General features: G+C 71.4%; 20 protein-coding genes and 1 pseudogene. 15 read left to right on the forward strand and 6 right to left on the reverse strand.

Features of this window, described 5'->3' with window-relative positions; translation table 11 throughout:
* Positions 1-184: 184 nt before the first annotated feature.
* Positions 185-2308, forward strand: coding sequence for a PQQ-dependent sugar dehydrogenase (locus OHA05_RS31705; protein ID WP_328862424.1), 2124 nt, complete (start codon positions 185-187; stop codon positions 2306-2308).
* Between the two features lie 71 nt (positions 2309-2379).
* Here the strand turns inward: OHA05_RS31705 and OHA05_RS31710 are convergent, their stop codons facing one another.
* Together OHA05_RS31710 and OHA05_RS31715 are read right to left on the reverse strand one after the other, a co-directional pair.
* The gene (locus OHA05_RS31710; protein ID WP_328862425.1) at positions 2380-3909 is read right to left on the reverse strand and encodes an amino acid permease; all 1530 of its coding nucleotides are present in this window, start codon (positions 3907-3909) and stop codon (positions 2380-2382) included.
* 96 nt (positions 3910-4005) lie between these two features.
* Complete coding sequence (locus OHA05_RS31715) at positions 4006-5001, reverse strand: hypothetical protein (RefSeq protein ID WP_328863492.1); 996 nt, start codon at positions 4999-5001, stop codon at positions 4006-4008.
* Between the two features lie 278 nt (positions 5002-5279).
* On the opposite strand from OHA05_RS31715, the gene OHA05_RS31720 reads away from it, so the two are divergent.
* The 5 genes from OHA05_RS31720 (at position 5280) to OHA05_RS31740 (ending at position 11640) form a co-directional block, all read left to right on the forward strand.
* Positions 5280-6746 carry an FGGY family carbohydrate kinase gene (locus OHA05_RS31720; protein WP_328862426.1) on the forward strand — a complete coding sequence of 489 codons (1467 nt, stop codon included), beginning with the start codon at positions 5280-5282 and terminating at the stop codon, positions 6744-6746.
* A complete protein-coding gene (locus OHA05_RS31725; RefSeq protein ID WP_328862427.1) occupies positions 6743-8140 on the forward strand; it encodes an FAD-dependent oxidoreductase in 1398 nt (465 codons plus the stop codon). The genes OHA05_RS31720 and OHA05_RS31725 overlap by 4 nt, the downstream gene beginning before the upstream one ends.
* Positions 8137-9345 (forward strand): NAD(P)/FAD-dependent oxidoreductase, encoded by a 1209-nt coding sequence (locus OHA05_RS31730; RefSeq protein ID WP_328862428.1) that lies wholly within the window; start codon positions 8137-8139, stop codon positions 9343-9345. Before OHA05_RS31725 ends, OHA05_RS31730 begins: the two co-directional genes overlap by 4 nt.
* 85 nt (positions 9346-9430) lie before the next feature.
* On the forward strand, positions 9431-10894 hold the full coding sequence (locus tag OHA05_RS31735) for an AlkA N-terminal domain-containing protein (protein ID WP_328862429.1): 1464 nt from the start codon (positions 9431-9433) through the stop codon (positions 10892-10894).
* Positions 10891-11640, forward strand: a complete 750-nt coding sequence (locus OHA05_RS31740; protein WP_328862430.1) for a 2OG-Fe(II) oxygenase — start codon at positions 10891-10893, stop codon at positions 11638-11640. Before OHA05_RS31735 ends, OHA05_RS31740 begins: the two co-directional genes overlap by 4 nt.
* 29 nt (positions 11641-11669) lie before the next feature.
* Here the strand turns inward: OHA05_RS31740 and OHA05_RS31745 are convergent, their stop codons facing one another.
* Positions 11670-12092, reverse strand: a complete 423-nt coding sequence (locus OHA05_RS31745) for a DUF350 domain-containing protein (RefSeq protein ID WP_313948788.1) — start codon at positions 12090-12092, stop codon at positions 11670-11672.
* A 207-nt stretch (positions 12093-12299) separates the two neighbouring features.
* Here OHA05_RS31745 and OHA05_RS31750 point away from each other — a divergent pair, with 207 nt between their 5' ends.
* Positions 12300-12818 carry a DoxX family protein gene (locus OHA05_RS31750; RefSeq protein ID WP_328862431.1) on the forward strand — a complete coding sequence of 173 codons (519 nt, stop codon included), beginning with the start codon at positions 12300-12302 and terminating at the stop codon, positions 12816-12818.
* Positions 12819-12955: 137 nt separating this feature from the next.
* On the opposite strand, the pseudogene OHA05_RS31755 reads toward OHA05_RS31750, so the two are convergent.
* Positions 12956-13931 (reverse strand): annotated as a pseudogene (locus OHA05_RS31755) (helix-turn-helix transcriptional regulator).
* Positions 13932-14089: 158 nt separating this feature from the next.
* Between OHA05_RS31755 and OHA05_RS31760 the strand changes: the two are divergent.
* The gene (locus OHA05_RS31760; RefSeq protein ID WP_328862432.1) at positions 14090-14524 is read left to right on the forward strand and encodes a VOC family protein; all 435 of its coding nucleotides are present in this window, start codon (positions 14090-14092) and stop codon (positions 14522-14524) included.
* Between the two features lie 139 nt (positions 14525-14663).
* Positions 14664-15761: a winged helix DNA-binding domain-containing protein gene (locus OHA05_RS31765; protein ID WP_328862433.1), complete on the forward strand. Its 1098-nt coding sequence runs from the start codon at positions 14664-14666 to the stop codon at positions 15759-15761.
* Positions 15762-15788: 27 nt separating this feature from the next.
* Here OHA05_RS31765 and OHA05_RS31770 read toward each other — a convergent pair whose 3' ends face one another.
* Positions 15789-16691: a LysR family transcriptional regulator gene (locus OHA05_RS31770; RefSeq protein WP_328862434.1), complete on the reverse strand. Its 903-nt coding sequence runs from the start codon at positions 16689-16691 to the stop codon at positions 15789-15791.
* 132 nt (positions 16692-16823) lie between these two features.
* Here OHA05_RS31770 and OHA05_RS31775 point away from each other — a divergent pair, with 132 nt between their 5' ends.
* The 5 genes from OHA05_RS31775 (at position 16824) to OHA05_RS31795 (ending at position 19975) form a co-directional block, all read left to right on the forward strand.
* Complete coding sequence (locus OHA05_RS31775) at positions 16824-17666, forward strand: inositol monophosphatase family protein (protein WP_328862435.1); 843 nt, start codon at positions 16824-16826, stop codon at positions 17664-17666.
* 41 nt (positions 17667-17707) lie between these two features.
* Positions 17708-18304 carry an NADPH-dependent F420 reductase gene (locus OHA05_RS31780; protein ID WP_328862436.1) on the forward strand — a complete coding sequence of 199 codons (597 nt, stop codon included), beginning with the start codon at positions 17708-17710 and terminating at the stop codon, positions 18302-18304.
* A 167-nt stretch (positions 18305-18471) separates the two neighbouring features.
* Positions 18472-18927: an aspartate 1-decarboxylase gene (panD, locus tag OHA05_RS31785; protein WP_328862437.1), complete on the forward strand. Its 456-nt coding sequence runs from the start codon at positions 18472-18474 to the stop codon at positions 18925-18927.
* Between the two features lie 62 nt (positions 18928-18989).
* Positions 18990-19334 carry a GNAT family N-acetyltransferase gene (locus OHA05_RS31790; protein ID WP_328862438.1) on the forward strand — a complete coding sequence of 115 codons (345 nt, stop codon included), beginning with the start codon at positions 18990-18992 and terminating at the stop codon, positions 19332-19334.
* Positions 19335-19342: 8 nt separating this feature from the next.
* Positions 19343-19975 carry an aspartate/glutamate racemase family protein gene (locus tag OHA05_RS31795; RefSeq protein WP_328863493.1) on the forward strand — a complete coding sequence of 211 codons (633 nt, stop codon included), beginning with the start codon at positions 19343-19345 and terminating at the stop codon, positions 19973-19975.
* A 436-nt stretch (positions 19976-20411) separates the two neighbouring features.
* Here the strand turns inward: OHA05_RS31795 and gndA are convergent, their stop codons facing one another.
* A complete protein-coding gene (gene gndA, locus OHA05_RS31800) occupies positions 20412-21854 on the reverse strand; it encodes an NADP-dependent phosphogluconate dehydrogenase (RefSeq protein ID WP_328862439.1) in 1443 nt (480 codons plus the stop codon).
* Between the two features lie 386 nt (positions 21855-22240).
* Between gndA and OHA05_RS31805 the strand changes: the two genes are divergently transcribed.
* Entirely contained in the window at positions 22241-23002 is a 762-nt protein-coding gene (locus OHA05_RS31805) for a DeoR/GlpR family DNA-binding transcription regulator (RefSeq protein WP_328862440.1), read from the forward strand.
* Positions 23003-23097 lie beyond the last annotated feature (95 nt).

Below are 23097 nucleotides of genomic sequence, written 5' to 3' on the forward strand. Positions count from 1 at the left end.
TTCGTCTATGTGACCAGAAGTCTTGTCCGTGTACCGGAAGTTACGTATCGGCCGAAGTGGTGTCAAGGTTCGAGCCGGATGCACCCCGGACATCAACTGATATATGCACGACGGTTGTTCAAGGACGCGGACATCGCTTACATGAATGCGCCCCTCGCTCCTCCCCGCGCTAAGGAGACCAGCGGTGCCCGCACAGTTCGGCAACAGGCCCAACAGCAGATCGTTTCGCAGCTCTCCCCTCCTCCTCGCCCTCATGGCCCTGGCCCTCCTGGTCCCGGTGCTCACCGCGACCCCGTTCACGGCGCGAGCCGCGGAGGCCGTGGACTCGGTCCGGGATCCCGTCCCACAGCAACCGATCGAATCGGGTCTCGGCCTGGTCGTCGAGGAGTACGCCGCCTTCCCGAAGACCGAACCCGTTCCCGGTCCGGTCACCGACCCGAGGCTGCGCCGCCACGCCCGCATCAACTTTCTGAGCGAACTGCCCGACCGCTCCGGCCGGATGGCCGTCCCGGACCTCAACGGCAGGCTCTACCTCGTCGAGAACGGCCGGCCGCACGTCTATCTCGACGTCGCGGCCACCGTCGGCCCCGCCTTCTTCGCGAGCAGCGGCATGGGGTCGGGCTTCGGGTTCGTCACCTTCGCCCCGGACTTCCGCAGGACCGGCAGGTTCTACACCGTCCACACCGAGAAGGCGGACGCCACGACCGCGCGGCCCGACTACGTGCAGCAGGCGGTGACCAACTACCACGGCGTCGTGACCGAGTGGACCGCCGACGACCCGGCCGCCGGCACGTTCGCCGGCAGCCGCCGCGAGGTGCTCCGGATCGGGTTCTCCGGTGGCGGGCACGGCATCCAGCAGATCGACTTCAACCCGACGTCCCGTCCCGGCGACCGCGACTACGGGCTGCTCTACATCGCCGCCGGTGACGGCGCCCAGGGAGTGAACAACGGCGAGCCTCAGGATCTGTCCCTGCCGCACGGCAAGATCCTCCGGATCGACCCGCGCGGACACGGCAGCGCCAACGGCCGGTACGGCATCCCCGCGTCGAACCCCTTCGTGGGCACCGACGGCGCGCTCGGCGAGATCTACGCGTACGGCATGCGCGACCCGCACCGCTTCAGCTGGGACGCCGCCTCACCGCACCGCCTCTACCTCGGACACATCGGGGAGCACGCCGTCGAAGGCGTCTACGAGGTCCGGGCCGGGGACAACCTCGGCTGGAGCGAGCGGGAGGGCGCCTTCGTCTACGACAAGGCCGCCGCCGACCCCTGCGACCGGCTGCTGCCGCTCCCCGCGGACGACGCGAAGTACGGCTACACCTACCCGGTCGCCGCGTACGACCACGATCCGCCGGCCGGCTGGAACTGCCGGTCCGACCTCGGCCGGGCCATCGTGGGCGGCTTCGTCTACCGCGGGACCCTCGCCCCGGCGCTGCGCGGCAAGTACCTCTACGGCGACCTGGTGGACGGCCGGCTGCTGTACTCCGAGACGCGCGAGATGCGCCGCGGCTCGGACCGTCTCGCGGACGCCTACCGGCTGATGCTCTTCGACCGCACCGGCAAGCGCGTCACCATGCCGGAACTGGCCGGGGACTCCCGGGTCGACATCCGGTTCGGCCAGGACGCCCGTGGCGAGCTGTATCTGCTGTCCAAGGCCAACGGAAAGATCTGGAAGGTCACCGGGACACGGCAGTTCGCCGAATGCCGGACCACCGGTACCACGCTGACGCACGTGACCGGGCAGCGGAACTGGGCGCCCGTCACCCCGGCGAAGTGGACCTTCCCGCGCGGCCGGGTCACCCTCGCCGAAGCGGGCACCGCCCGTCCCGGCCCGCGCAGGCCGTTCGAGTACGCCGTGCTGAACGCCGGGCCGCGCTTCGGCAACACCCGCATCGATGCCGAGGTCAGACTCGACACACCGGTCGAGATCAGCAACCGCGATGTCGTCATCGTCTTCGGCCACCAGTCGGACACCCGCTTCTACTACGCCCATCTGTCGTCCGACAACACGATCTATCCGCACAACGGCATCTTCGTGGTGAACGACGCGGACCGGCTGCGGCTCGACCACCAGTGGAACGGATCGACCGGTGCGCCGCCCGCCGTCACCGATGCCGCCTGGCACGACGTCCGCGTGGTGCACTGCGCCGACAGCGGCGAGATCGCGGTCTATGCCGACGGCTCGAAGCACCCGCTGATGACGGCCGTCGACACGACGTTCGCCGCGGGCCGGGTCGGCTTCGGCTCGTTCGACAACGTGGGCAGCCTGCGGAACCTGAAGGTCTCCGGACAGCGCGCGCGGCAGTAGCCGTCCCGCGGCCCCGCACACCTGTGGGCCCCGTCCGCCCGGACGGGGCCCACACGGTTGCGGCGGGAGCGTCAGACGATCTGGTCGGAGATCTCCGCCTGCTCACGGGCGGTGCCGTACGACTGCGGTGTGCCGTACGAGCGACGCGCGACGAACCACCACACGGTCGCCAGGACCAGCACCGTGACCAGTGCGATGGAGGCGTAGTTCATCGTGTCGACCGTCACCGGGCTGGACTGCGGCAGGCAGAACAGCACGGTCACACACGCCACCCAGACCACCGCGATCCAGCCGATCGGCTTGCTCCAGCGTCCCAGGCTCCACGGGCCGGGCTCGAAGCGGTCGCCGGCGCGCAGCTTGAGGTAGATCGGGATCGCGTAGGCCGGGGTGATACCGATGACGTTGATCGCCGTCACCGCGCCGTAGGCCGTCGTGGAGTAGAGCGAGGGCAGGGCGAGCAGGCAGGCGAAGCCGACCGACAGCCACACCGCGGGGACCGGGGTCTGGGTGCGGCTGCTGACCTTGCGCCAGATGGCCGACCCGGGCAGCGCGTTGTCGCGGCTGAAGGCGAAGACCATCCGACTGGCGGCCGCCACCTCGGCGTTGCCGCAGAACAGCTGCGCCACGATGACCACCAGGAGCAGTGCGGTGGCGCCACCGGTGCCGAGCGCGTCGAGCAGGATCTGCGCCGGCGGCACGCCGGTCGAGCTGTCCAGGGTGCCCGCGTAGTCCTGGATGGCGAACGTCAGACCCGCGAGCAACGCGAATCCTGCGATCCAGGAGACCCAGATCGAGCGGACGATGCCACGTGCCGCGGAGACAGAGGCGTTGGAGGTCTCCTCCGAGAGGTGGGCCGAGGCGTCGTAGCCGGAGAACGTGTACTGGGCGAGCAGCAGACCGATCGCCGCCACATAGATCGGGCTGTCCCAGCCGGTGTTGTTGACGAACTCGGTGAAGACGAACTCGGGGGACTGGTGGTTCGACGGCACGATGGCGAGCGCGCCGACGATGATGGCCACACCGCCCAGGTGCCACCACACGCTGACGGAGTTGAGCAGGCTGACCAGCCGTACACCGAAGAGGTTCAAGGTGGCATGGATCAGCAGAATGCATATGAAAATGATCATGGTGGAGCCGGGTGTGGGGTCGAAACCCCACTGAAGATTCAGAAAGGCGCCGGTGAACAGGGCGCAGCCGTAGTCGATACCGGCGATCGCGCCCAGCAGGCCCAGCAGGTTCAGCCAGCCCGTGTACCAGCCCCACTTGCGTCCGCCCAGCCGGTCGGCCATGTAGTAGAGCGCACCGGAGGTCGGGTACGCGCTCGTGACCTCGGCCAGCGCCATACCGACACACAGGACGAACAGGCCGACGCCCGCCCAGCCCCAGAGCATCACCGCCGGGCCACCGGTGTTCAGACCGAAGCCGTACAGCGTCATGCATCCCGACAGGATCGAGATCACGGAGAAGCTGATGGCGAAGTTGCCGAAGCCTCCCATGCGGCGGGCCAGGACCGGCTGGTAGCCCAGTTCCCGCAGCCGCTCCTCCTCGTCCTTGGGCGGCGACTGGTCCGGCTTCGACCACCTGGGCGGGGATATGGACATCGTTGTACCTCCGGGGGAAAGGAAGATGCACTGAGCGGACAGGGCGAAGGGGAGGTGCTGTGGTGCGAGGGGGATCGGGACGGCGGCAGCGCTCGGCTACGTACCTGCCTCGTGCGCGGCGGCCAGACATCTTCCGCGGGCACGGAGGAAGACTTCCTCCGCCAGGCCCGCGTCGCCGGGACTCTGGGTGCGGTACGACCAAGGGGGCGCCGTGTAGTACGGGCCCAACGCCTCGAACACCCGAGCCGCCTCGGCGAACTGGCCCGAGCCCCACAGCGCGTGGGCGAGGTGGTTGAGGTCGAGCAGCGAGGACCGGGCCGGGTTCACATGGTCGAACCAGCCGTCCAGCGCCCGCGTGGCCTCCCGGGTGGCGTCGTCCGTCACCCAGTGCAGGTCCAGCGCACGCTCATGTCCGTTGTCGCGGCGGTAGCGCTCGACACGGACATAGAGCGGAAGGACGAGAAGGGCGGAACCGGTGGGGGCGGTGGAGGACGCCCACTGCACGAAGTTGACCGCCTCGGACAGATGCCCGCCCGACTTGCGGGCGTACACGAACTGCAGCATGCGGTGGTACGCCTCGCGGTTGTGCGGGTCCCGTTTGTGGGCCTCCGACAGCAGGCCCCACGGTCCGGGGAAGAGCATGGGGCCCGGCGGGATCTGCCGGTGCTCCTCCAGCCGCTGCTTCTCGTCGAGTTGGGCCAGGGCCAGCAGACACACCCACGGCACCGGGTCGTCGGGCCCCTGGTGGGCGGCGATCCGGCACGCCTCCCAGGCCTCGTGCCACAGGTCCTGGGTGCGCTGGTGCTGTTCGCGGTGGGCCCGCAGCGCCCGTTCGACGGAGATCCGGCAGTGCATCACGGTCGCGGCGAGGGAGTGGGGTTCCTCGGCCCGCCATGCCTGTACGGCGTCGGAACCGGCCGCCACCGCGGCGAGGACCTGTGTCCGCTGCGTCCAAAGGCCCCAGTCGGAGGTCGAGGCCAGCAGGTTCCGCATGGATAACCAGCGTCCGGTGCGTAAGTCCTGCATGGCGGCGCGCAGTTCATTGTCATGACCCGCCGGGTGGTACACCGGGCGGTTCTGGTCCTGGGCCATCAGCGCGTAGCCGCCACCGTGGGTGTCCAACGGCGCGGATGTCGCATTCTGGGCGTCATGGGTCCTCTTGGGACAGTGGGGGGTTGGGACCGGAATGGAGTGGTCGCTCCACGGCCCGTAGTTCCGCCGATCTTACTCAACTGTTCGATGACGACAAGAAGTTGATGAAGTATTGGTCCGTGGACGGTTTCGATCGTTACTTGACGACCGACGTGCCCTGATCCAGGCTTCTTGCGTCCACGATCAAGGTTTCCTTCCAGCGAGGGGCGGGGTGGCCGATGACCGGCCCGGTGCTTGCCGTCGACCAGGGCACTTCCGGCACGAAAGCGCTGGTCATCTGCCCCGAACGCGGAGTGATCGGCACCGGATCGGCGGCGGTGGAACCCCGCTACGGCGCGGGTGGCAGCGTCGAGGTCGACCCGATGAGCCTGCTGACATCCGTGGTCGACGCGGGCCGCCAGGCCCTCGCCGACGCCGGGGAACCGGTCCACGCGGTCGGGCTCGCCAACCAGGGCGAGACGGTGCTGGCCTGGGATCCCGTGAGGGGCGATCCGCTCACCGACGCCATCGTCTGGCAGGACCGGCGGGCGGAGCCGCTGTGCGAGGAACTCGCCCCGCACGCCGATGAACTGACCCGGCTGACCGGCCTGCCCCTCGACCCCTACTTCGCCGCGCCCAAAATGGCGTGGATACGCCGTGAACGCACCCGGGACGGCGTCGTCACCACCAGCGACGCCTGGCTGGTCCACCGGCTCACGGGCGCCTTCGTCACCGATGCGGCGACCGCCGGCCGTACCCAGCTCCTCGACCTCGACAAGGTCGCCTGGTCGCCGGAGGCGCTCGGCATCTTCGGCCTGGACGGCGAACGGATGCCGGAGGTCGTGGACGCGGACGGACCCGTCGGCATCACCACCGCCTTCGGCGACGGCATCCCGCTGACCGGGCTCCTCGTCGACCAGCAGGCGGCCCTCCTCGCGCAGAGCGTCACCGAGCCCGGCAGCGCCAAGTGCACGTACGGCACGGGGGCGTTCCTGCTCGCGCAGACCGGATCGAGCCCGCGCCGCACCACGAGCGGCCTGGTCAGCTGTGTCGCCTGGCGGCTGGGCGGACACACCAGCTACTGCCTCGACGGACAGGTCTACACGGCCGCGTCCGCCGTCCGCTGGCTCACCGATCTGGGGGTGATCGCGGGCGCGGCCGACCTGGACCCGGTGGGCTCGTCCGTACCGGACAGCGGTGGTGTCACCTTCGTCCCGGCGCTCGCCGGACTCGCCGCCCCGTGGTGGCGGGGCGACCTGCGCGGCTCACTCACCGGACTCGGACTCGACACCGGTCCCGGGCATCTCGTGCGTGCGCTCTGCGAAGGCATCGCCGCCCAGGTGGCCGAACTGACCGACGCGGTCGCCGCCGACCTCGGCCGGCCACTGACCGGCCTGCGGGTGGACGGCGGACTGACCCGCTCCGCGCTGCTGATGCAGACCCAGGCCGATCTGCTGCAACTGCCGGTGGAGGTATCGGCGTTGCCCGATGTCACCGCGCTCGGTGTCGGCGCCGTCGCCCGGCTCGGCATGGACGCCGCACTGACCACCGACCAGGTGGTACCGGCCTGGCGGCCCTCCGCCGTCTACGAACCGAGGATCAGTGCCTCGCAGGCGGCCGAACGCCTCGGCCGGTTCCGCGGTGAGGTGTCCGCGCTGCTGGACCGTACGCCCATGGCCGGGGGAGCGGGGACGGCGGGCGCATGACCGTCACCACCGCCGGCGAACTGCCGGACTCGCTCTACGACGTGATCGTCGTCGGCGCCGGAGTCGTCGGATCGGCCATCGCCCGCGAGCTCGCCCGCCGCCGGCTGCGTACCGCCTTCGTGGACGCCTCCGACGACGTCGGCAACGGAACCTCCAAGGCCAACACGGCGATCCTGCACACCGGTTTCGACGCCGTGCCCGGTTCGCTGGAAGCCCGGCTCGTACGCGACGGACAGCGCCGGCTCGCGGCCTACGCGGCCGAGGCCGGTATCCCCGTCGAACCGATCGGCGCCCTGCTCGTCGCCTGGGACCGGACGCAGCTGGACGCGCTGCCGGCGCTCGCAGCCAAAGCCGAACGCAACGGCTACCACGACGCCCGCCTGATCGACGCCGACGAGGTGCGCCGCCGCGAACCGCACCTCGGCCCCGGCGCACTGGGCGCACTCGACGTTCCCGGCGAGAGCATCATCTGCCCGTGGACGACCACCCTCGCCTACGCCACCCAGGCCGTCCGCGGCGGCGTCGATCTGCATCTCAACTGCCGGGTGCAGAGCATCACAGGCACCACCCACCATGAACTGGCCACCAGCCGCGGTCTGTTGCGCACCCGCTTCCTCGTCAACGCCGCCGGACTGTACGCCGACGAACTCGACCGGCAGCTCGGCCACGACACCTTCACCGTCACCCCGCGCCGCGGTCAGCTCATCGTCTTCGACAAGTTCGCGCGCCCTCTGGTCCGCCACATCCTGCTCCCGGTGCCGACCGCCCTCGGCAAGGGCGTGCTCGTGTCCCCGACCGTGTACGGCAATGTGATGCTCGGACCGACCGCCGAGGACCTGGACGACAAGCAGGCCACCGGCTCCACGGCCGAAGGACTCGCGCTGCTGCGCGAGCAGGGTCGGCGGATCCTGCCGGAGCTGGTGACCGAGGAGGTCACCGCCGTCTACGCCGGACTGCGCGCCGCCACCGAGCACGACGACTACCAGGTGCGCGCCCACGCACGACAGCGGTACATCACCGTGGGCGGAATCCGCTCCACCGGCCTGACCGCGTCCATGGCCATCGCCGCGTACGTCATGGACCTTCTGTCCGACGTCGGACTCGACCCCGGTCCCGCCCACGACCTGGAACCGGTGCGGATGCCGAACCTCGGCGAGGCGTTCCCGCGCCCCTGGCAGCAGGCCGAGCTCATCGCCGCCGACCCGGCGTACGGCACCCTCGTCTGCCACTGCGAACGCGTCTCCCTCGGAGAGATACGCGACGCGCTGGACAGCACCGTCCCACCCGGCTCCCTGGACGGACTGCGCCGGCGGACCCGGGCCCGCGGTGGCCGCTGTCAGGGATTCTTCTGCGGGCCCGCGGTGCGCTCCCTGTTCGAGGAGGAGCGGCGATGACGGTACGCACGGTCGACGTCCTCGTCGTCGGGGCGGGCCCGGCCGGGCTCGCCGCGGCCACCCGCCTGGCCGCCGCCGGAGCGGGCCGGGTCGAGGTCGTCGAACGTGAGCAGCAGGCCGGCGGCATCCCGCGCCACTGCTGCCACGGCGGTTTCGGGCTCCGCGATCTGCAGCGGCCGCTCAGCGGCCCCGAGTACGCCCGCCGGCTCGTCCACGACGCCGTACGCTCCGGCGCCCGGCTGCGCACCGGAGTCACCGTCACCGGCTGGGCGGGCCCGCGCACCCTGGAGACGGTCGGACCGGCAGGCCCGGAGACCGTCTCGGCACGGGCCGTGGTCCTCGCCACCGGAGCCCGTGAACGCCCGCGCAGCGCACGGCTCGTCCCCGGCACCCGGCCCGCGGGCGTCCTCACCACCGGCGAACTCCAGCAGGCCGTCCATCTGCACGACCAGTGGGTCGGCAGCCGCGCGGTCGTCGTCGGCGCGGAACCGGTCGCCTTCTCCGCGGTACGCACCTTGCGCGCGAGCGGCGCCGAGACCGTCGCCATGGTCACCGAACAACCCCGCACCCGCGTGCCGTCCCTGCGCCGGCCCGTCCCCCTGCTGGCCAGGACATACGTCGTCGAACTGCTCGGCCGGCGCCGGCTGACCGGCGTACGGCTGCGTCACGAGGACGGGCGGACCACCACCCTCGGCTGCGACACGATCGTGTTCACCGGCGACTGGATCCCCGACCACGAACTGGCCAGACGCGGCGGGATCGCGCTCGACGCGGGCACCCGCGGACCGGCCGTCGACACCGCCTTCCGCACGGCCGAACCCGGTGTCTTCGCCGCGGGAAATCTGCTGCACGGCGGTGAGCGGGCGCGGGTCGCCGCCGAGGAGGGCAGCGCCGCCGCGGAGGACGTGCTGCGCCATCTCGACGGCGAGCCGTGGCCGGGCCCCGGGCTGCCCGTACGGGTCGAGGCTCCGCTGCTGTGGGCCGTGCCGAACATCGTCCGCCCGCACGGTCCCCGCCCGGTGCGGTTCGTCCTGCGCCCCTCGACACCGCTGGCACCACCGCGCGTGCTGGTCAGCCAGGACGGGCGGGTACTGCACCGGCAGCAGTTGCTGATGCCCGCCCGGCCCGGGCGCCCGCTGCATCTGCGAGCCGGTCGGCTCGATGGCCTGGACCCCGAGGGCGGCCCGGTCCTGATCAGCCTCTGACGGCCCGAGAGCTCGTCCGAGCCTGCCGAACGTGACGTCCGAATTCCGCCAGCCGGGCTGCCGGGGCCGTGCCCATACTGGCCGTATGACGATCGAGGACAGCAGGTACGAGGCGGTGAGCAGCCGGGACGCCCGGTTCGACGGCGTCTTCTTCTTCGCCGTCTCCACCACCGGGATCTACTGCCGGCCGAGCTGCCCGGCGATCACCCCCAAGCGCCGGAACGTGACCTTCTACCGCACGGCGGCGGCCGCCCAGGGCGCGGGCTACCGCGCCTGCCGCCGCTGCCGGCCCGACGCGGTACCGGGCTCCGCCGAGTGGAACGCCCGCGCCGACGTCGTGGGCCGAGCGATGCGGCTGATCGGCGACGGGATCGTCGACCGTGAGGGTGTGGCGGGGCTCGCCGGCCGACTGGGCTACAGCGCCCGTCAGGTGCAACGGCAGCTCAACGCCGAGCTCGGCGCCGGCCCCATCGCGCTGGCCCGGGCCCAACGCGGCCACACCGCCCGCGTACTGCTCCAGACGACGACCCTCCAGGCCGCGGAGATCGCCTTTGCCGCCGGATTCGCCAGTGTCAGGCAATTCAACGACACCATGCGCGAGATCTACGCGGCGACGCCCAGCGAGATCCGCTCCGCCCGCCCCGGGCGCGCCTCACGCTTCGGACCCGTCGCGGCGGCGAACGGCCGCGCCGGCGTGCCTCTTCGGCTCGCCCACCGCGGCCCCTACGCCTCCGTCGAGGTCTTCGATCACCTCGCCGCCCGTGCCGTTCCCGGAATCGAGGAGATCGTCGGCGAACGCGGGTCCCGGACCTACCGGCGCACCCTGCGGCTGCCCAGCGGCGCCGGAGTGGCCGAAATCGGTGAACAGCCGGGCGCGGGCGGCTGGCTGGAGTGCCGGCTGCATCTGACCGATCTGCGCGACCTGACGACGGCCACCCAGCGCGTGCGCCGCCTGTTCGACCTGGACGCGGACCCGTGCGCGGTGGCCGAACGCCTGGGAGCGGACCCGGCGCTGGCGCCCCTGGTCGCCGCGCGCCCCGGACTGCGCGCCCCCGGAGCGGCCGACCCGCACGAGCTCGCCGTACGCGCCGTGCTCGGCCACCGGGCGACGACCGCGGAGGGACGCCGACGCGGCCACGCGCTCGTCGTGGCACACGGCCGTCCCCTGTGCGAACCGAGCGGCGGACTCACGCATCTCTTCCCGGACACCGCCACCTTGGCGGGTGCCGACCTCGACGATCTCGACCTGCCCGACGCGCGGCGCGCCGCCCTGCGCACCCTCACCACCGCCCTCGCCGACCGCTCGGTGACCCTCGACCCCGGCGCCGACCGGGACGACGCCGAACGCCGACTGCTCGCCCTGCCGGGCATCGACCGCTGGACGGCCGGCTACATCCGGATGCGGGCCCTGGGCGACCCCGACGTCCTCCTCACCGAGGACCCGGCCGTCCGCGCGGGCATGCGCCGGGCGGGCGCCCAGGCGTCCGACACCGAGGCGTGGCGGCCGTGGAGTTCGTACGCCATGCACCACTTCTGGAGCACACCATGACCGTGCGGAGCACCGAAGCCCTCGCTGCCGAAGCAGCGTTTCCCACCGAAGCAGGGTTTCCCGCGACGGACTGGGCGGCACTCGCGGAGGAGATCGACGCATACGGCTGCGCCCTGACGCCGCGCATCCTGGATCCGGCCGAGTGCCGCGCGATCGCCGCCCTCTGGGACGAGCCCGAGCACTTCAGGTCCACGGTCGACATGGCCCGCCACCGGTTCGGCTCCGGCACCTATCGCTACTTCTCCGACCCTCTGCCGCCGACCGTCCGGGCACTGCGCGCCGCGTTCTACCCGCGGCTGCTGCCGATCGCCCGCGCCTGGGCCGAGCGCCTGGGCCGGCCGGCACCCTGGCCCGACGAGCTGGACGACTGGCCGGCGATCTGCCACGAGGCCGGCCAGACGAAGTCCTCGCAGATCCTGCTGCGTTACGGACCGGGCGACTGGAACGCCCTGCACCGTGACGTCTTCGGCGAAGCGGTCTTCCCGTTGCAGGTGGCCATCGGCCTCGACCGGCCCGGTACCGACTACACGGGCGGCGAGTTCCTCCTCGTCGAACAGCGGCCCCGGGCGCAGTCCCGCGGCACGGCGACCCTGCTGGAGCAGGGCCGCGCCCTGGTCTTCACCACCCGCGACCGCCCGGTCCGCTCCAGCCGCGGCTGGTCGGCGTCACCGGTACGGCACGGGGTGAGCGCGATCAGGTCGGGGGAGCGGCACACCCTGGGACTCGTTTTCCACGACGCGTCGTAGCGAGTCCGCCCATCCCTCCTGCGTGCGCTTCAGGCGATCGACGCGGAGATGATCGCCGACACCGCCAGATTGCAGGAGGCGGTCACCCACACCGCCGGATGCGGCTCCGGCTCCACGAGGGTCGCGCCCAGCTTGCCCGGCGTCACCAGGTCCACCACCAGGAACGCGACCGCCATCATCACCAGACCGAGGAGGCCGAACGCGGCCGTCGAGGCGAGGCCCTTGCCGAAGTGGTCGTACGTCGTCCAGATCGAGGTGAACACGATGCCGCCGATACCGAGGAGCGCGGAGCTCAGCAGCAGCGCGGCATTGCGGTTGCGGTCCTCCCATATCTGACGGCCGAGCTTGCCCGGGGTCAGCAGGTCGATCAGGACGATCCCGAGGATCAGGAGGACCACACCGAGTGCGCCGTACGCGGTCGCGCGGCCAAGTCCGTTGACGATGTCGCTCATTGAGGGGCCGGTCTCCGTGTCGATGAGGTTGATGCCGGTCAAGGCGCGCAAAATCTACCGCACGGCCCGCGGAGTGGATCAGGCGCCCATGTCACCCGTATGGAGTAGCAGTACCGAGGGTGGGCGGCCGGGCGGGACGAGAGTGGTCACATGCGCCTCCGCGGCGGCGCCCCACCCTTCGCGCCCCACCGGCACCGGGAGACACTCATGGCCCGCCTCAACCGACGTGACCTCGGACTGCTCGCCCTGCGCCTCGGCACCGCAACGGTGCTCGTGGCGCACGGATCGCAGAAGCTGTTCGGCTGGTTCGGCGGCCCAGGCATCGAGGGCACGGCCCAGGGCATGGAGGCCATGGGCTACCACCCCGGCCGCCAGAGCGCGATCGCCGCCGGGGTGGGAGAGACGGGCGGCGGCGTGCTGCTCGCCCTGGGCCTCGCCACACCGGCGGCCGGAGCGGCCGCGGCGGGAGCGATGGCCGGCGCGGTGGCGGTCCACGTCCCCGCGGGGTTCTTCGCCCAGGAGGGCGGCTTCGAATACCCGGCGTTCCTCGGCTTCACCGCGGCAACGGTGGGCCTGGCCGGCCCGGGCCGTTACTCCCTCGACCACGCCAGCGGGCATCTGTTCGACCGGGGCTGGACGCTGGCGGCGGCGTTCGTGGGGAGCGCGGTGGGGGCGGCGATGGTGGTGGGGAGGCGGGCGAAGGGGCGGGGGGCTGCGGAGTCGTAGGCGAGCCGGTACACAACTCCCCGCTGGTGAGTGCGCCGAGCTGTTCCCCGGCGCAGCGAGTACGAGCGCGCGCCCGGGCGACGCCCAGGAAGCCTGGGCCGTCTTGCGCGTGAGCCGGCGCAGCACCCCGCCGCCTGTCACGGCGCGGTCGTGCCGGCCGCCTTGGAGAAGCGGGTGGCGAGGCGGGCGAACGCGCTCTTGAGCTCGGGCGGGCCGACCACCTCGATGTCCGCGTCGAAGCGGCTGACGGCGGCGGCCAGACCGGTCCATGACCATGAGCCGAGGACGAGCCGGCAGCGGTCGGGCGCGAGTGCCTCGGCGGTTCCGTCCTGGGCGAAGGGCGCGACGGCGGTGGCAGGGAGGTTGAGGATCACTTCGCCTCGGCACGGCCAATCGCTGCCGTCGCTGCCGCGGAAGCGGTTGGTGATGAACGCGGAAACGGTGCCACCGGGAAGTTCGCGCGGTACGAAGCGAGGGCCCGTGGGCGTGCGGGGGCGTATGCGGTCGACGCGGAAGGTCCGCCAGTCGTCGCGGTCCAGGTCCCAGGCCGCGAGGTACCAGCGGCCGCGCCAGGTGACCAGGTGGTGCGGTTGGACCCGCCGGGGTTCCTCGGTTGCGGTTGCCGGCCCCTGGCCGTAGTCGAAGCGGAGTTCCACGTGTGCGTGGATGGCGGTGCTCAGCTCCACGAAGGTCTGAGGGGCGACCTGAGCGGTGTCCCCCTTTTCGGGTGGGTGTAGGGCGGTGACGCTCACCATGTCTGTGCGGTGCCGTAGTCGTGGTGGCATGACCTGCCGTATGGTGCCGAGGGCCCCGTGCTGCGTCATCGGCGACGGCGTCCCCGGCTGCGACGGATTGCAGGGCCACCGTGAGTGCAACGGCTTGGCCGTCGTCGAACAGCAGCGGAGGCAGATGCGCGCCTGCGCCGAGACGGTATCCGCCGGAGGGTCCCTTGACGGCGGTGATCGGATACCCGAGGTCGCGCAGGCGGTCGATGTCGCGGCGCACCGTGCGCGGAGTGATGTCGAGCCGCTCGGCGAGGTCCTCGCCGGACCAGGCGCGGCGCGTCCGAAGCAGCGAGAGCAGCGCGAGCAGTCGCGAGGAAGTTGTCTGCACCGACGTCATGGTGCCCGCAGTAGAGGACACATCCTGTCCGCTACCCGTGGAACGGTGGCGACCGAGCCGCCGAGGGTGGGCCGCCCTGGTCAGGGCACCCCTTCCGGGGCTCGGCCAGTGCGTTGCCGCGCACATCCGTCCGTCAGCAGAGAGCAGCCATGTCCGTCATGACCACCACCCACCTGAACTTCCGGGGCGCCGCGCGTGAGGCGCTGGGGTTCTACCAGTCCGTCTTCGGCGGACGCGGCGTCACCGTCACGTACAAGGACGCCGGCAACGTCCAGGACGAGAACGAGGCGGACTGGGTGATGTGGGGTGAGGTGGTGGGGGAGAACGGTTTCCGCGTCATGGCCTACGACGTGCCCTCACAACTGGCCTGGGCCCAGGGCGAGAACCCGTTCTTCGTCTCCGTGCGCGGTGACGATGCCGACGAGATCAGCGCCTTGTGGCAGAAGCTGGCGCAGGGTTCGACAGTGGTGCGACCCCTGGAGGCCGCGCCGTGGGCGCCGCTCTACGGCATGCTCACCGACCGCTTCGGCGTGACCTGGGTCCTGGACGTCACTGCTCCGTACGACGCTCCGCACAACGGCTGATCCGCTCCGGCTCGGCTCATGGCAGTCAGGGCCGGCCACGCCACCGTGGCCGGCCCCGGGACAGAAGGGAGGGGCCAGGTCGCCGTACCCGCACGGCAGTTGTGTCTGTCGGCCGGGTGCGAGGTGGCCTGGGAACACCATGACGGTACTCGGCACACGTGCTCTCAACCGCGCGACACTCGCTCGTCAGTACCTGCTCGACCGTGCGGACACGTCCGTGTGCGATGCCGTGGCGCACCTGTGCGGCTTGCAGGCGCAGGAGCCTCAGGAACCGTTCGTCGGACTGTGGTCCAGGTTGCGCGCCTTCGAGCCCACCGAACTGGACGAAGCGCTGACGGGCGCTGATGTCGTCCGCACGCACCTGATGCGCCGCACCGTCCATCTCGTCACCGCCGAGGACGCGCTGGCCTGGCGGGCCCGCCATGAACCGATGCTGTGCCAGCGCGTGTTGGCCACATACCGGCACGAACTCGCGGGCATCGACCTGGACGAGGTGGCCGCGGCCGGCCGTGCGGTCATGGCCGACGAACGGCCCCGCACCATGGCCCAACTCGTCCAGGCACTCGAAGGCCGCTGGCCGGGCCCGCCGCGCCGGGCGCTGGGGGAACTGCTCGTGGCCGCCCTGATCCCGATGGTGCAGCTCCCGCCTCGCGGTCTGTGGCGGACGACCGCCGGTGTGCGCAATCTGCCGCTGGCCACCTGGCTCGGCCGCGACGTGGATCCGCTCCCCTCCGACGAGAACGATCCGGTCGGGCAGCAGCTGGTGCGACGCTATCTCGCCGCCTACGGGCCTGCTGCCTCGGCGGACCTGCGTTCCTGGTGCGGTCTCGCGGGACTTCCCGCAGCAGTCGGAGCCCTCCGGGAGGAGCTCGTCGCCTTCCGTGACGAACGCGGCCGCGAGCTCCTCGATCTGCCCGACGCGCCACGCCCCGATCCGGACACTCCCGCCCCCGTGCGCTTCCTCCCGGCGTTCGACAACGCGATCCTCGGCTACCGCGACCGCAGCCGCATCATCGACGACGCCCACCTCGGCCTGTCGGTCACGGGTCACCGCGTCGTGCTCGTCGACGGCCGGGTCCGAGCCACCTGGACCGTGCGCGACAAGCACCTGCACGTCACTCTGCTCCGGCCTCTCGCCGCTTCGGAGCGCGAGGCCGTGAGCGCCGAAGCCGATGCCCTGACCGCCTTCTTGGACCAGGACATCAGCGGCGTGGACATCACCGAGACCGACGGCTGAGCGTGGTGCTCCGCGGCGGTTCCGTGGTCAATGTGCCGCCTCAGTCAGCGCGGCTCGCGCCAGATTGCGCAGCCACGCATGTGCGGGGTCGGTGTCGTAGCGCTGATGCCAGGACAAGTACACCGGAGCCGGCGGAAGTTCGAACGGCAGGGGGAGAAGCACCAGCCCGAGGTCCGCGGCCGTTGAGCGGGTTGTCGATTCGGGGGCGGTGACCAGCAGGTCGGAGTCACGCACGAAGCTCAGGCCGGCCGCTTCGGTCGGCGCGGTCGCCACCACGCGTCGTGTGAGTCCGAGCTGCGCCAGAGCGCCGTCGAGTGCGTTGTCGAACCTTCCGCGCCTCGAGATGGTGATGTGCTCGGCCTCGGCGTACCGGGCGAGGGTGACGGCCTTGGCGCGGGCGAGCGGATGGTCCGGGCGTACGACGACGACGTGCCCGGTCTCGGCGAGGAGCTCGCCGCGAATGTCGGACTGCGTCGGGCGGTTCGCGTTCGCCTCGAGGTCGACTTCGCCGCGACGCAACTCAGGCGTGTCGGTGCTCGATTCCGCGATGAAGCGCAACCGAACGCCCGGTGCCTGCCGACGCACCTCCGCGAGCAGTGCGGGGCCGCCGAGCCCGACGAGAGAGTCGTGCCAGCGCAGGGTGAACGTCCGCTCGAGTGTCGTGAGATCGAGTTCACGGCTGGGCGCCAGCACGCTCTGGACCTGCTGGAGCAGCTCGTGGACCTGCTCCCGGACGGCGATGGCGTACGGAGTCGGGGTCATGGTCCGCCCGGTGCGCACCAGGATCTGATCACCCGTTGTTCTCCGGATCCGGCCGAGACTCCGGCTCATCGCCGGTGCCGTCACGTGCAGGCGCTCGGCCGCGCCGGCGACGCTTCCTTCATCGAGGAGCGCGTCGAGGGCGGCGAGCAGGTTCAGATCCAGTTGCATGCGAGTCACTCTAGCCGTGCTTTACATGCACTTGAGGTTAACTATGCGCGCCCATACCTTCGATGTGCGGGGCGCGGAGATCGTCGATCACGCCCTCGCCCTCATCACCCCTGCTGAGTTGGGAGTACAGCCATGTCCGAATCGATTCAGAGCACCGGTGGCACCGGTAGTGCCGTAGTTGCCGATGCGGCGTCCGACGCCGATCTGCTGGCGCAGACCGCGATCGCCGTGGAGGCTGCGGGCTCGGTGCTGCGAGAGCGGTTCGGCGGCGTGGTCCGCCACCGGACGCGCGAGGAGCTGATGCGCGCGCTCGCCGCCAATGACGAAGCGGCCCTCGATGTTCTGCGTCCGCGCCTCACGTTCCTGCGCCCCGGCGCCCGTTGGGTCGAGGAAGAGCTCGACGGCGGGGCTCTGCCCGCCGGTGAATGGTGGGTCGTCGATCCGGCCGAGGGCAACGTCAACCACCTGCACGGTCTGCCGGATTGGGCGGTCACCGCCACACTCGTGCGCGAGAACCAGCCGGTGCTGACCGCTGTCCATCTGCCGTTGACCGGTGAGACCTACACCGCGCTCGCGGGCGGTGGCGCCCACCTCGACGGCCGCCCGTTGCACGTTTCCGAGACCACGGACCTCGGACTCGGCCTGGTGGCCACGAGCCAGGCCAGGCCGGACGAGGACGAAGCCGTCACACGGCGCATCGGCGCCTCGATCACGGCGATGCTGCTCGACGCGCTCGTGGTGCGGACATCGGTGCCCGCAACCCTGCACCTGCTGAACGTGGCCGCCGGCCGGATCGACGCCTTCTGGCAGTTCGCCGGCGCCCGGGCGGACCTGCTTCCCGGCGCGTTGCTCGTCTCCGAGGCCGGCGGGCGGATCTCCGACGCCGAGGGCCGCCCGTGGACGACACAGAGCGAGAGCCTGCTGGCCGCCGCACCCGGTGTGCACACCGACGCTGTCGCCACACTCTCCCGCTGACCACCGTTGAGATCCAGTAGCACCGGAAGGACCAGATCGACATGACCAAGATCGCCGTACTCGGAAACGGCCGCGTCGGCGGCAGCCTGTCCGCAGCCCTCAGCCGGGCCGGGCATCAGGTGACCGTCGCGGACCGCTCGCCGGGCGCCGCGGCCGACGCTGCCCGAGCGGCGCGGATCGTCATCAACGCGACGCCGGGCGCCGGCTCGCTGGAACGGCTTCTCGCTCTGCGGGAGGCGCTGGAGGGCAAGATCCTCATGGATGTCTCCAACGCCACCGTCGACGGACCGGACGGACTCCCCGCCGACCTGATCTACCCCGGCTCGAGCCTCGGGAGGCAACTCCAGGAAGCGCTCCCCGGCACGCGCGTGGTCAAGACGCTCAACACCATGCTCTACACCGTGATGACCGCGCCGGCGGCACTCTCCCAATCGCCCACCGCCTTCCTCTCCGGTGACGACGAAGAAGCGAAGCAGGTCGTCCAAGGGCTCCTCGAAGACCTCGGCTGGCAGCGGGACTGGATCACGGACCTCGGGGGGATCGAGACCGCGCAGGCCGTCGAGGCCGCGGTCCTGTTCGTCCCTCACGTGATGCGTTCCGGCGGGTTCGCGCCCTTCGCCGTCTCGATCGCTCGCTGACAAGTGCGAGGGCTGCGCGGTGATCCTGGGGGTGGCAGCCGTCCGTGCCCGTCGAGGCTCGCAAATCCCGGCTGGCCCTGCCCTGGCGCGCGACTGGCGGGTAAGGTATGCGCACAGCCCTTGACCTGCAAGAACGCAGGCAGGGAGCCTACTTGCAGGAGCACCCCATGCTGCGCACCATGTTCAAGTCCAAGATTCACCGTGCCACCGTGACCCAGGCCGATCTGCACTACGTCGGATCCGTCACCGTCGACCGCGATCTCATGGACGCCGCCGACCTCCTTCCCGGCGAGCTCGTCCACATCGTCGACATCACCAACGGCGCCCGCCTCGAGACCTATGTCATCGAGGGTGAACGGGGCTCCGGAGTCATCGGGATCAACGGGGCCGCCGCCCATCTCGTCCACCCCGGCGATCTCGTCATCCTGATCAGCTACGCCCAGGTCGACGACGCCGAGGCGCGGGCGCTCGTGCCCGCCGTCGTGCATGTGGACGCGCGCAACCGCATCATCGAGCTCGGCTCGGACGCCGCCGCGCCCGTGCCCGGCAGCGGCACCGAGCGCAGTCCCCACGCCGCCGCGCCCGTGCCCGGCAGCCGCACCCGCGCAGCCCCCACGCCGTAACATGATCGCCCGTCAGACAGCAACCACAGCAGAAGCTGATCCGAGCGAGGGAGCCCGCCGCCATGTCCGAGCCCGACATCCGCGACAACCGGTCGAAGGGCCTCCTCGAGGCCTATGAGGACGGCCAGGTCACCGGGCGCATCGCCTACTTCACCCTGGACGCGGTGCCGCCGGCCCTCGTCGCGGTGCACACCATCGTCGAGCCGGAGCACGAGGGCAAGGGCATCGCGAGCGCCCTGGTGCGTGAGCTGTTCCGGATCGCCGAGCGGGAGGGCGTGCCCGTCGTGACGCTCTGCCCGTACGCCGCCCGCTGGGTGCAGAAGCACCCCGACGAGGGCCCCACGCCCCCGTCCGAACTGGTCGTGGCCGCCGAGGACCAGCTGAAGGCGAACCCCGACCTCTGGTGAGCGAGAACATGCTGGCCCTGCTCCACACCTCCCCGGTCCACGTGCCGGTCTTCGACTCCCTGCGGGACGCCGACCACCCCGGCGTCCCGCTGCGCCACTACGTGCGGGAAGAGCTGTTGTCCCGTGCGGTGGCCCAGGGACCCGACGCCGTCGGCGCGGACGTCGCCGCCGTGCTCGAGGAGGCCGTGGCGGGCGGGGCGAGGGCCGTGCTGTGCACCTGTTCCACGATCGGATCAGTCGCCGAGAGGCAAGCGGTAGGGACCGGCGTACCCGTGCTGCGGGTCGACCGGCCGATGGCCGCCGCGGCGGCGGCTCACCAGCGCGTCGTGGTGGTCGCCGCCCTGCGCAGCACCCTGGAGCCCACCGCCTCGCTCATCCGTGAGGAGGCCGCCGGGCGCCGTGTCGACCTGCGGACCGTTCTGGCCGGCGAGGCCTGGGAGCACTTCCTCGCGGGTGATCGCGAGCGGTATCTCGACCGGGTGGCCGCCGAGGTCGACGCCGTGCGGGACGCCGATGTCGTCGTGCTGGCCCAGGCGTCGATGGCGGACGCCGCCGCCCGTACGACAACCGCTCTCCCCGTCCTGTCCAGCCCTCGCCCGGGCCTGCGGGCGGCCGTGGGAGCGGCACGTTCCGGATCTTGAGGCGTGTGGACCCGGCGCGCGTGGGCAGGCGGAGCACGAGACATTGGGAAGGCACGACTCCGAACCCTGGAGGTCAGGCATGACCCAGCCGCCCGTACCGCCGTCACCCGTCCCCTCGCCGGGACCGCCCGGCCCGACACCGGGCCCTCTGCCCGGTCCCGTGCCGGTGCCCTCGCCCCCGCCGGGGCCGGCGCCCGACCCCATTCCGAAGCCGCCGGGCCCCGACCCGGACCCGTCGCCGGAGCCCGAACCCGCGCCAGGCCCCGCGTGAGAAACCGGGCGAGCAAACGCCCGGCCCCGCGTGAGAACCGGGAAGCACACGCCCGGCCCGGCGTACGAAGCCGTAGAAGACCAGGCGTGACAGACAGAGAACCCGCACCGGGCCCGGCCGAAAGGCACGGGCCCGGTGGGCTGATCAGCGGCTGTCGCGGCCTCGTCAGTCGGTGCCGACCTCGGAGCGGTCGCCACCCCAGAGGGTGTGGAACGAGCCCTCCCGGTCCACGCGCCGGTAGGTGTGCGCACCGAAGAAGTCCCGCTGTGCCTGGGTGAGCGCGGCAGGCAGCCGGTCGGCCCGCAGCGCGTCGTAGTACGCGAGAGCCGCCGAGAAACCGGGCGTGGGCACGCCCTGGTGCGCCGCCGTCGCGACCACATCGCGCCAGTCGTCCTGCGCCGAACCGATCTCCGAGGCGAACTCCTTGTCCGACAGCAGGCTCGGCAGGTCCCGCTGGGTGTCGTACGCGGCACGGATCCGGTCCAGGAACGCGGCCCGGATGATGCAGCCCGCCCGCCAGATCGCCGCGACGGAGCCGAGGTCGATGTTCCAGTCGTAGGCATCACTGCCCGCCTGGATCTGGTGGAAGCCCTGGGTGTACGACACGATCTTGGACGCGTAGAGGGCCTGCTCCACCTGGTCGGCGAAGCGCGAGGCCTCCTCGTCGCTCAGCGCGCGGGGCGTCGGGCCGGGCAGCCCGCGCGAGGCCGCGCGCAGATCCGCGTGCCCCGACAGCGACCGGGCGAAGACCGCCTCGGCGATACCGGAGACCGGCACACCGAGGTCGAGCGCGATCTGCACGGTCCAGCGGCCCGTGCCCTTCTGCTCGGCCTGGTCGGTGACGATGTCGACGAACGGCCTTCCGGTGGCGGCGTCCGTGTGGGCCAGCACCTCCGCCGTGATCTCGATCAGATACGAGTCCAGCCGACCCGTGTTCCAGGTCCTGAACGTCTCGGCGATCTGCGCGGGGGAGTAGCCCGCGACCGACCGCAGCAGGTGGTACGCCTCGGCGATCAGCTGCATGTCGGCGTACTCGATGCCGTTGTGCACCATCTTCACGAAGTGACCGGCACCGTCCGGGCCCATGTGAGCCACCGTCGGGGTGCCGTCGGGCGCCTTCGCCGCGATCTTCTCCAGCATCGGACCCAGCGTCGCGTACGACTCGGCCGAGCCGCCCGGCATGATGCTCGGCCCGTGCAGCGCGCCCTCCTCGCCGCCGGAGATGCCGGTACCGACGAAGTGGATGCCGCGCTCGCGCAACTCCTTCTCCCGGCGCCGGGTGTCCGCGAAGTGGGCGTTGCCGCCGTCGATGATGACGTCGCCCTCCTCCAGCAGCGGCGCGAACTCCTCGATCACCGCGTCCGTGGGGTCACCGGCCTTGACCATGATGACCAGGCGGCGCGGCCGCTCCAGCGCCGCGACGAACTCCTCCGCCGACTCGGCGGGGACGAACGTGCCCTCGTCGCCGAACTCCTCCACCAGCGCCCGTGTCTTCGTCGCGGTGCGGTTGTGCACGGCGACGGTGAAGCCGTTGCGCGCGAAGTTACGGGCGAGGTTGCGCCCCATCACCGCGAGCCCGGTGACACCGATCTGGGCTGTACCACTCATACGTGTGCTCCTGGAAGTCCGTCGGAGAATCCATGTCCGCGCCTACGCATACGTACGGGCGGACCCAGCCATTCATCGATTTTCCAGCCCTCCGGAGCTCACCGCATTCCGGGTCCCGAAGGGGTGTGCGGCTCCAGTCTCCGCCCTCGGGCGCCGTTCGGACTCGGCAGGGGGGCCAAGCGGGCACGGCCGGGGCCCGCGATCCCCGTGCCCGGCGCCGCGACCAGCGCGGATCGCGTCGGGGAAACGGGCGCATACGGGCGCACGGGATTCAGCGAAGAGCCTGGTCGAGCGGCCGGGAGTGCTTGTACAAACGACGCATGGGCCCGAACGGACTTCGGACCCGGCGCGCAACAGTGCACGGAGCGGAAACAGGGAAGTGTGTCGTGGACACCGAGGAACGCCGACGGGGAATTCTCGACACGGCCCGACGGGACGGGTCGGTCGATGTCACCGCTCTCGCGGGCGTCTTCCGGGTGGCCAAGGAGACCATCAGGCGCGATCTGCACGCCCTGGAGGAGCACGGGCTCGTGCGGCGCACTCATGGCGGGGCCTACCCCGTCGAGTCGGCCGGCTTCGAGACCACACTCGCCGTGCGCACCACCCGTCATGTGCCGCAGAAGTCACGGATCGCGGCCGCGGCCGCCGATCTGCTGGGTGACGCGGAAACCGTCTTCGTCGACGAGGGCTTCACCCCGCAGCTCGTCGCGGAGGCACTGCCGAGGGACCGGCCGCTGACCGTGGTCACCGCGTCCCTCGCGGTCGCGACCGTCCTCGCGGACGCCGAGAAGATCGCCGTACTCCTCCTCGGCGGCCGGGTGCGCGGCGGCACCATGGCCACCGTCGACCACTGGGCCACCCGGATGCTCGCCGGCTTCGTCATCGACCTGGCGTACGTCGGCGCGAACGGGATCTCCCGCGAGTACGGACTGACCACCCCCGACCCGGCCGTCAGCGAGGTCAAGGCGCAGGCCATGCGCAGCTCACGACGGCGGGTGTTCACCGGAATCCACACGAAGTTCGGCGCGGTCAGCTTCTGCCGCTTCGCCGACGTCGGTGACTTCGAGGCCATCGTCACCGACGCCGCCCTGCCCTCCGCCGAGGCCCAGCGCTACTCACTCCTCGGCCCCCAGGTCGTCCGCGTCTGAGGAGGACCCCTCCTCCGGCCTCCCCTCCAGTGCCCACACCTGTCGCGTCCAGCCCCCGTCACCGGCCGGGGGACGGGCCGGCCATGCCCCGCACC

The sequence above is a fragment of the Streptomyces sp. NBC_00306 genome, from assembly GCF_036169555.1.
Classification (GTDB): domain Bacteria; phylum Actinomycetota; class Actinomycetes; order Streptomycetales; family Streptomycetaceae; genus Streptomyces; species Streptomyces achmelvichensis.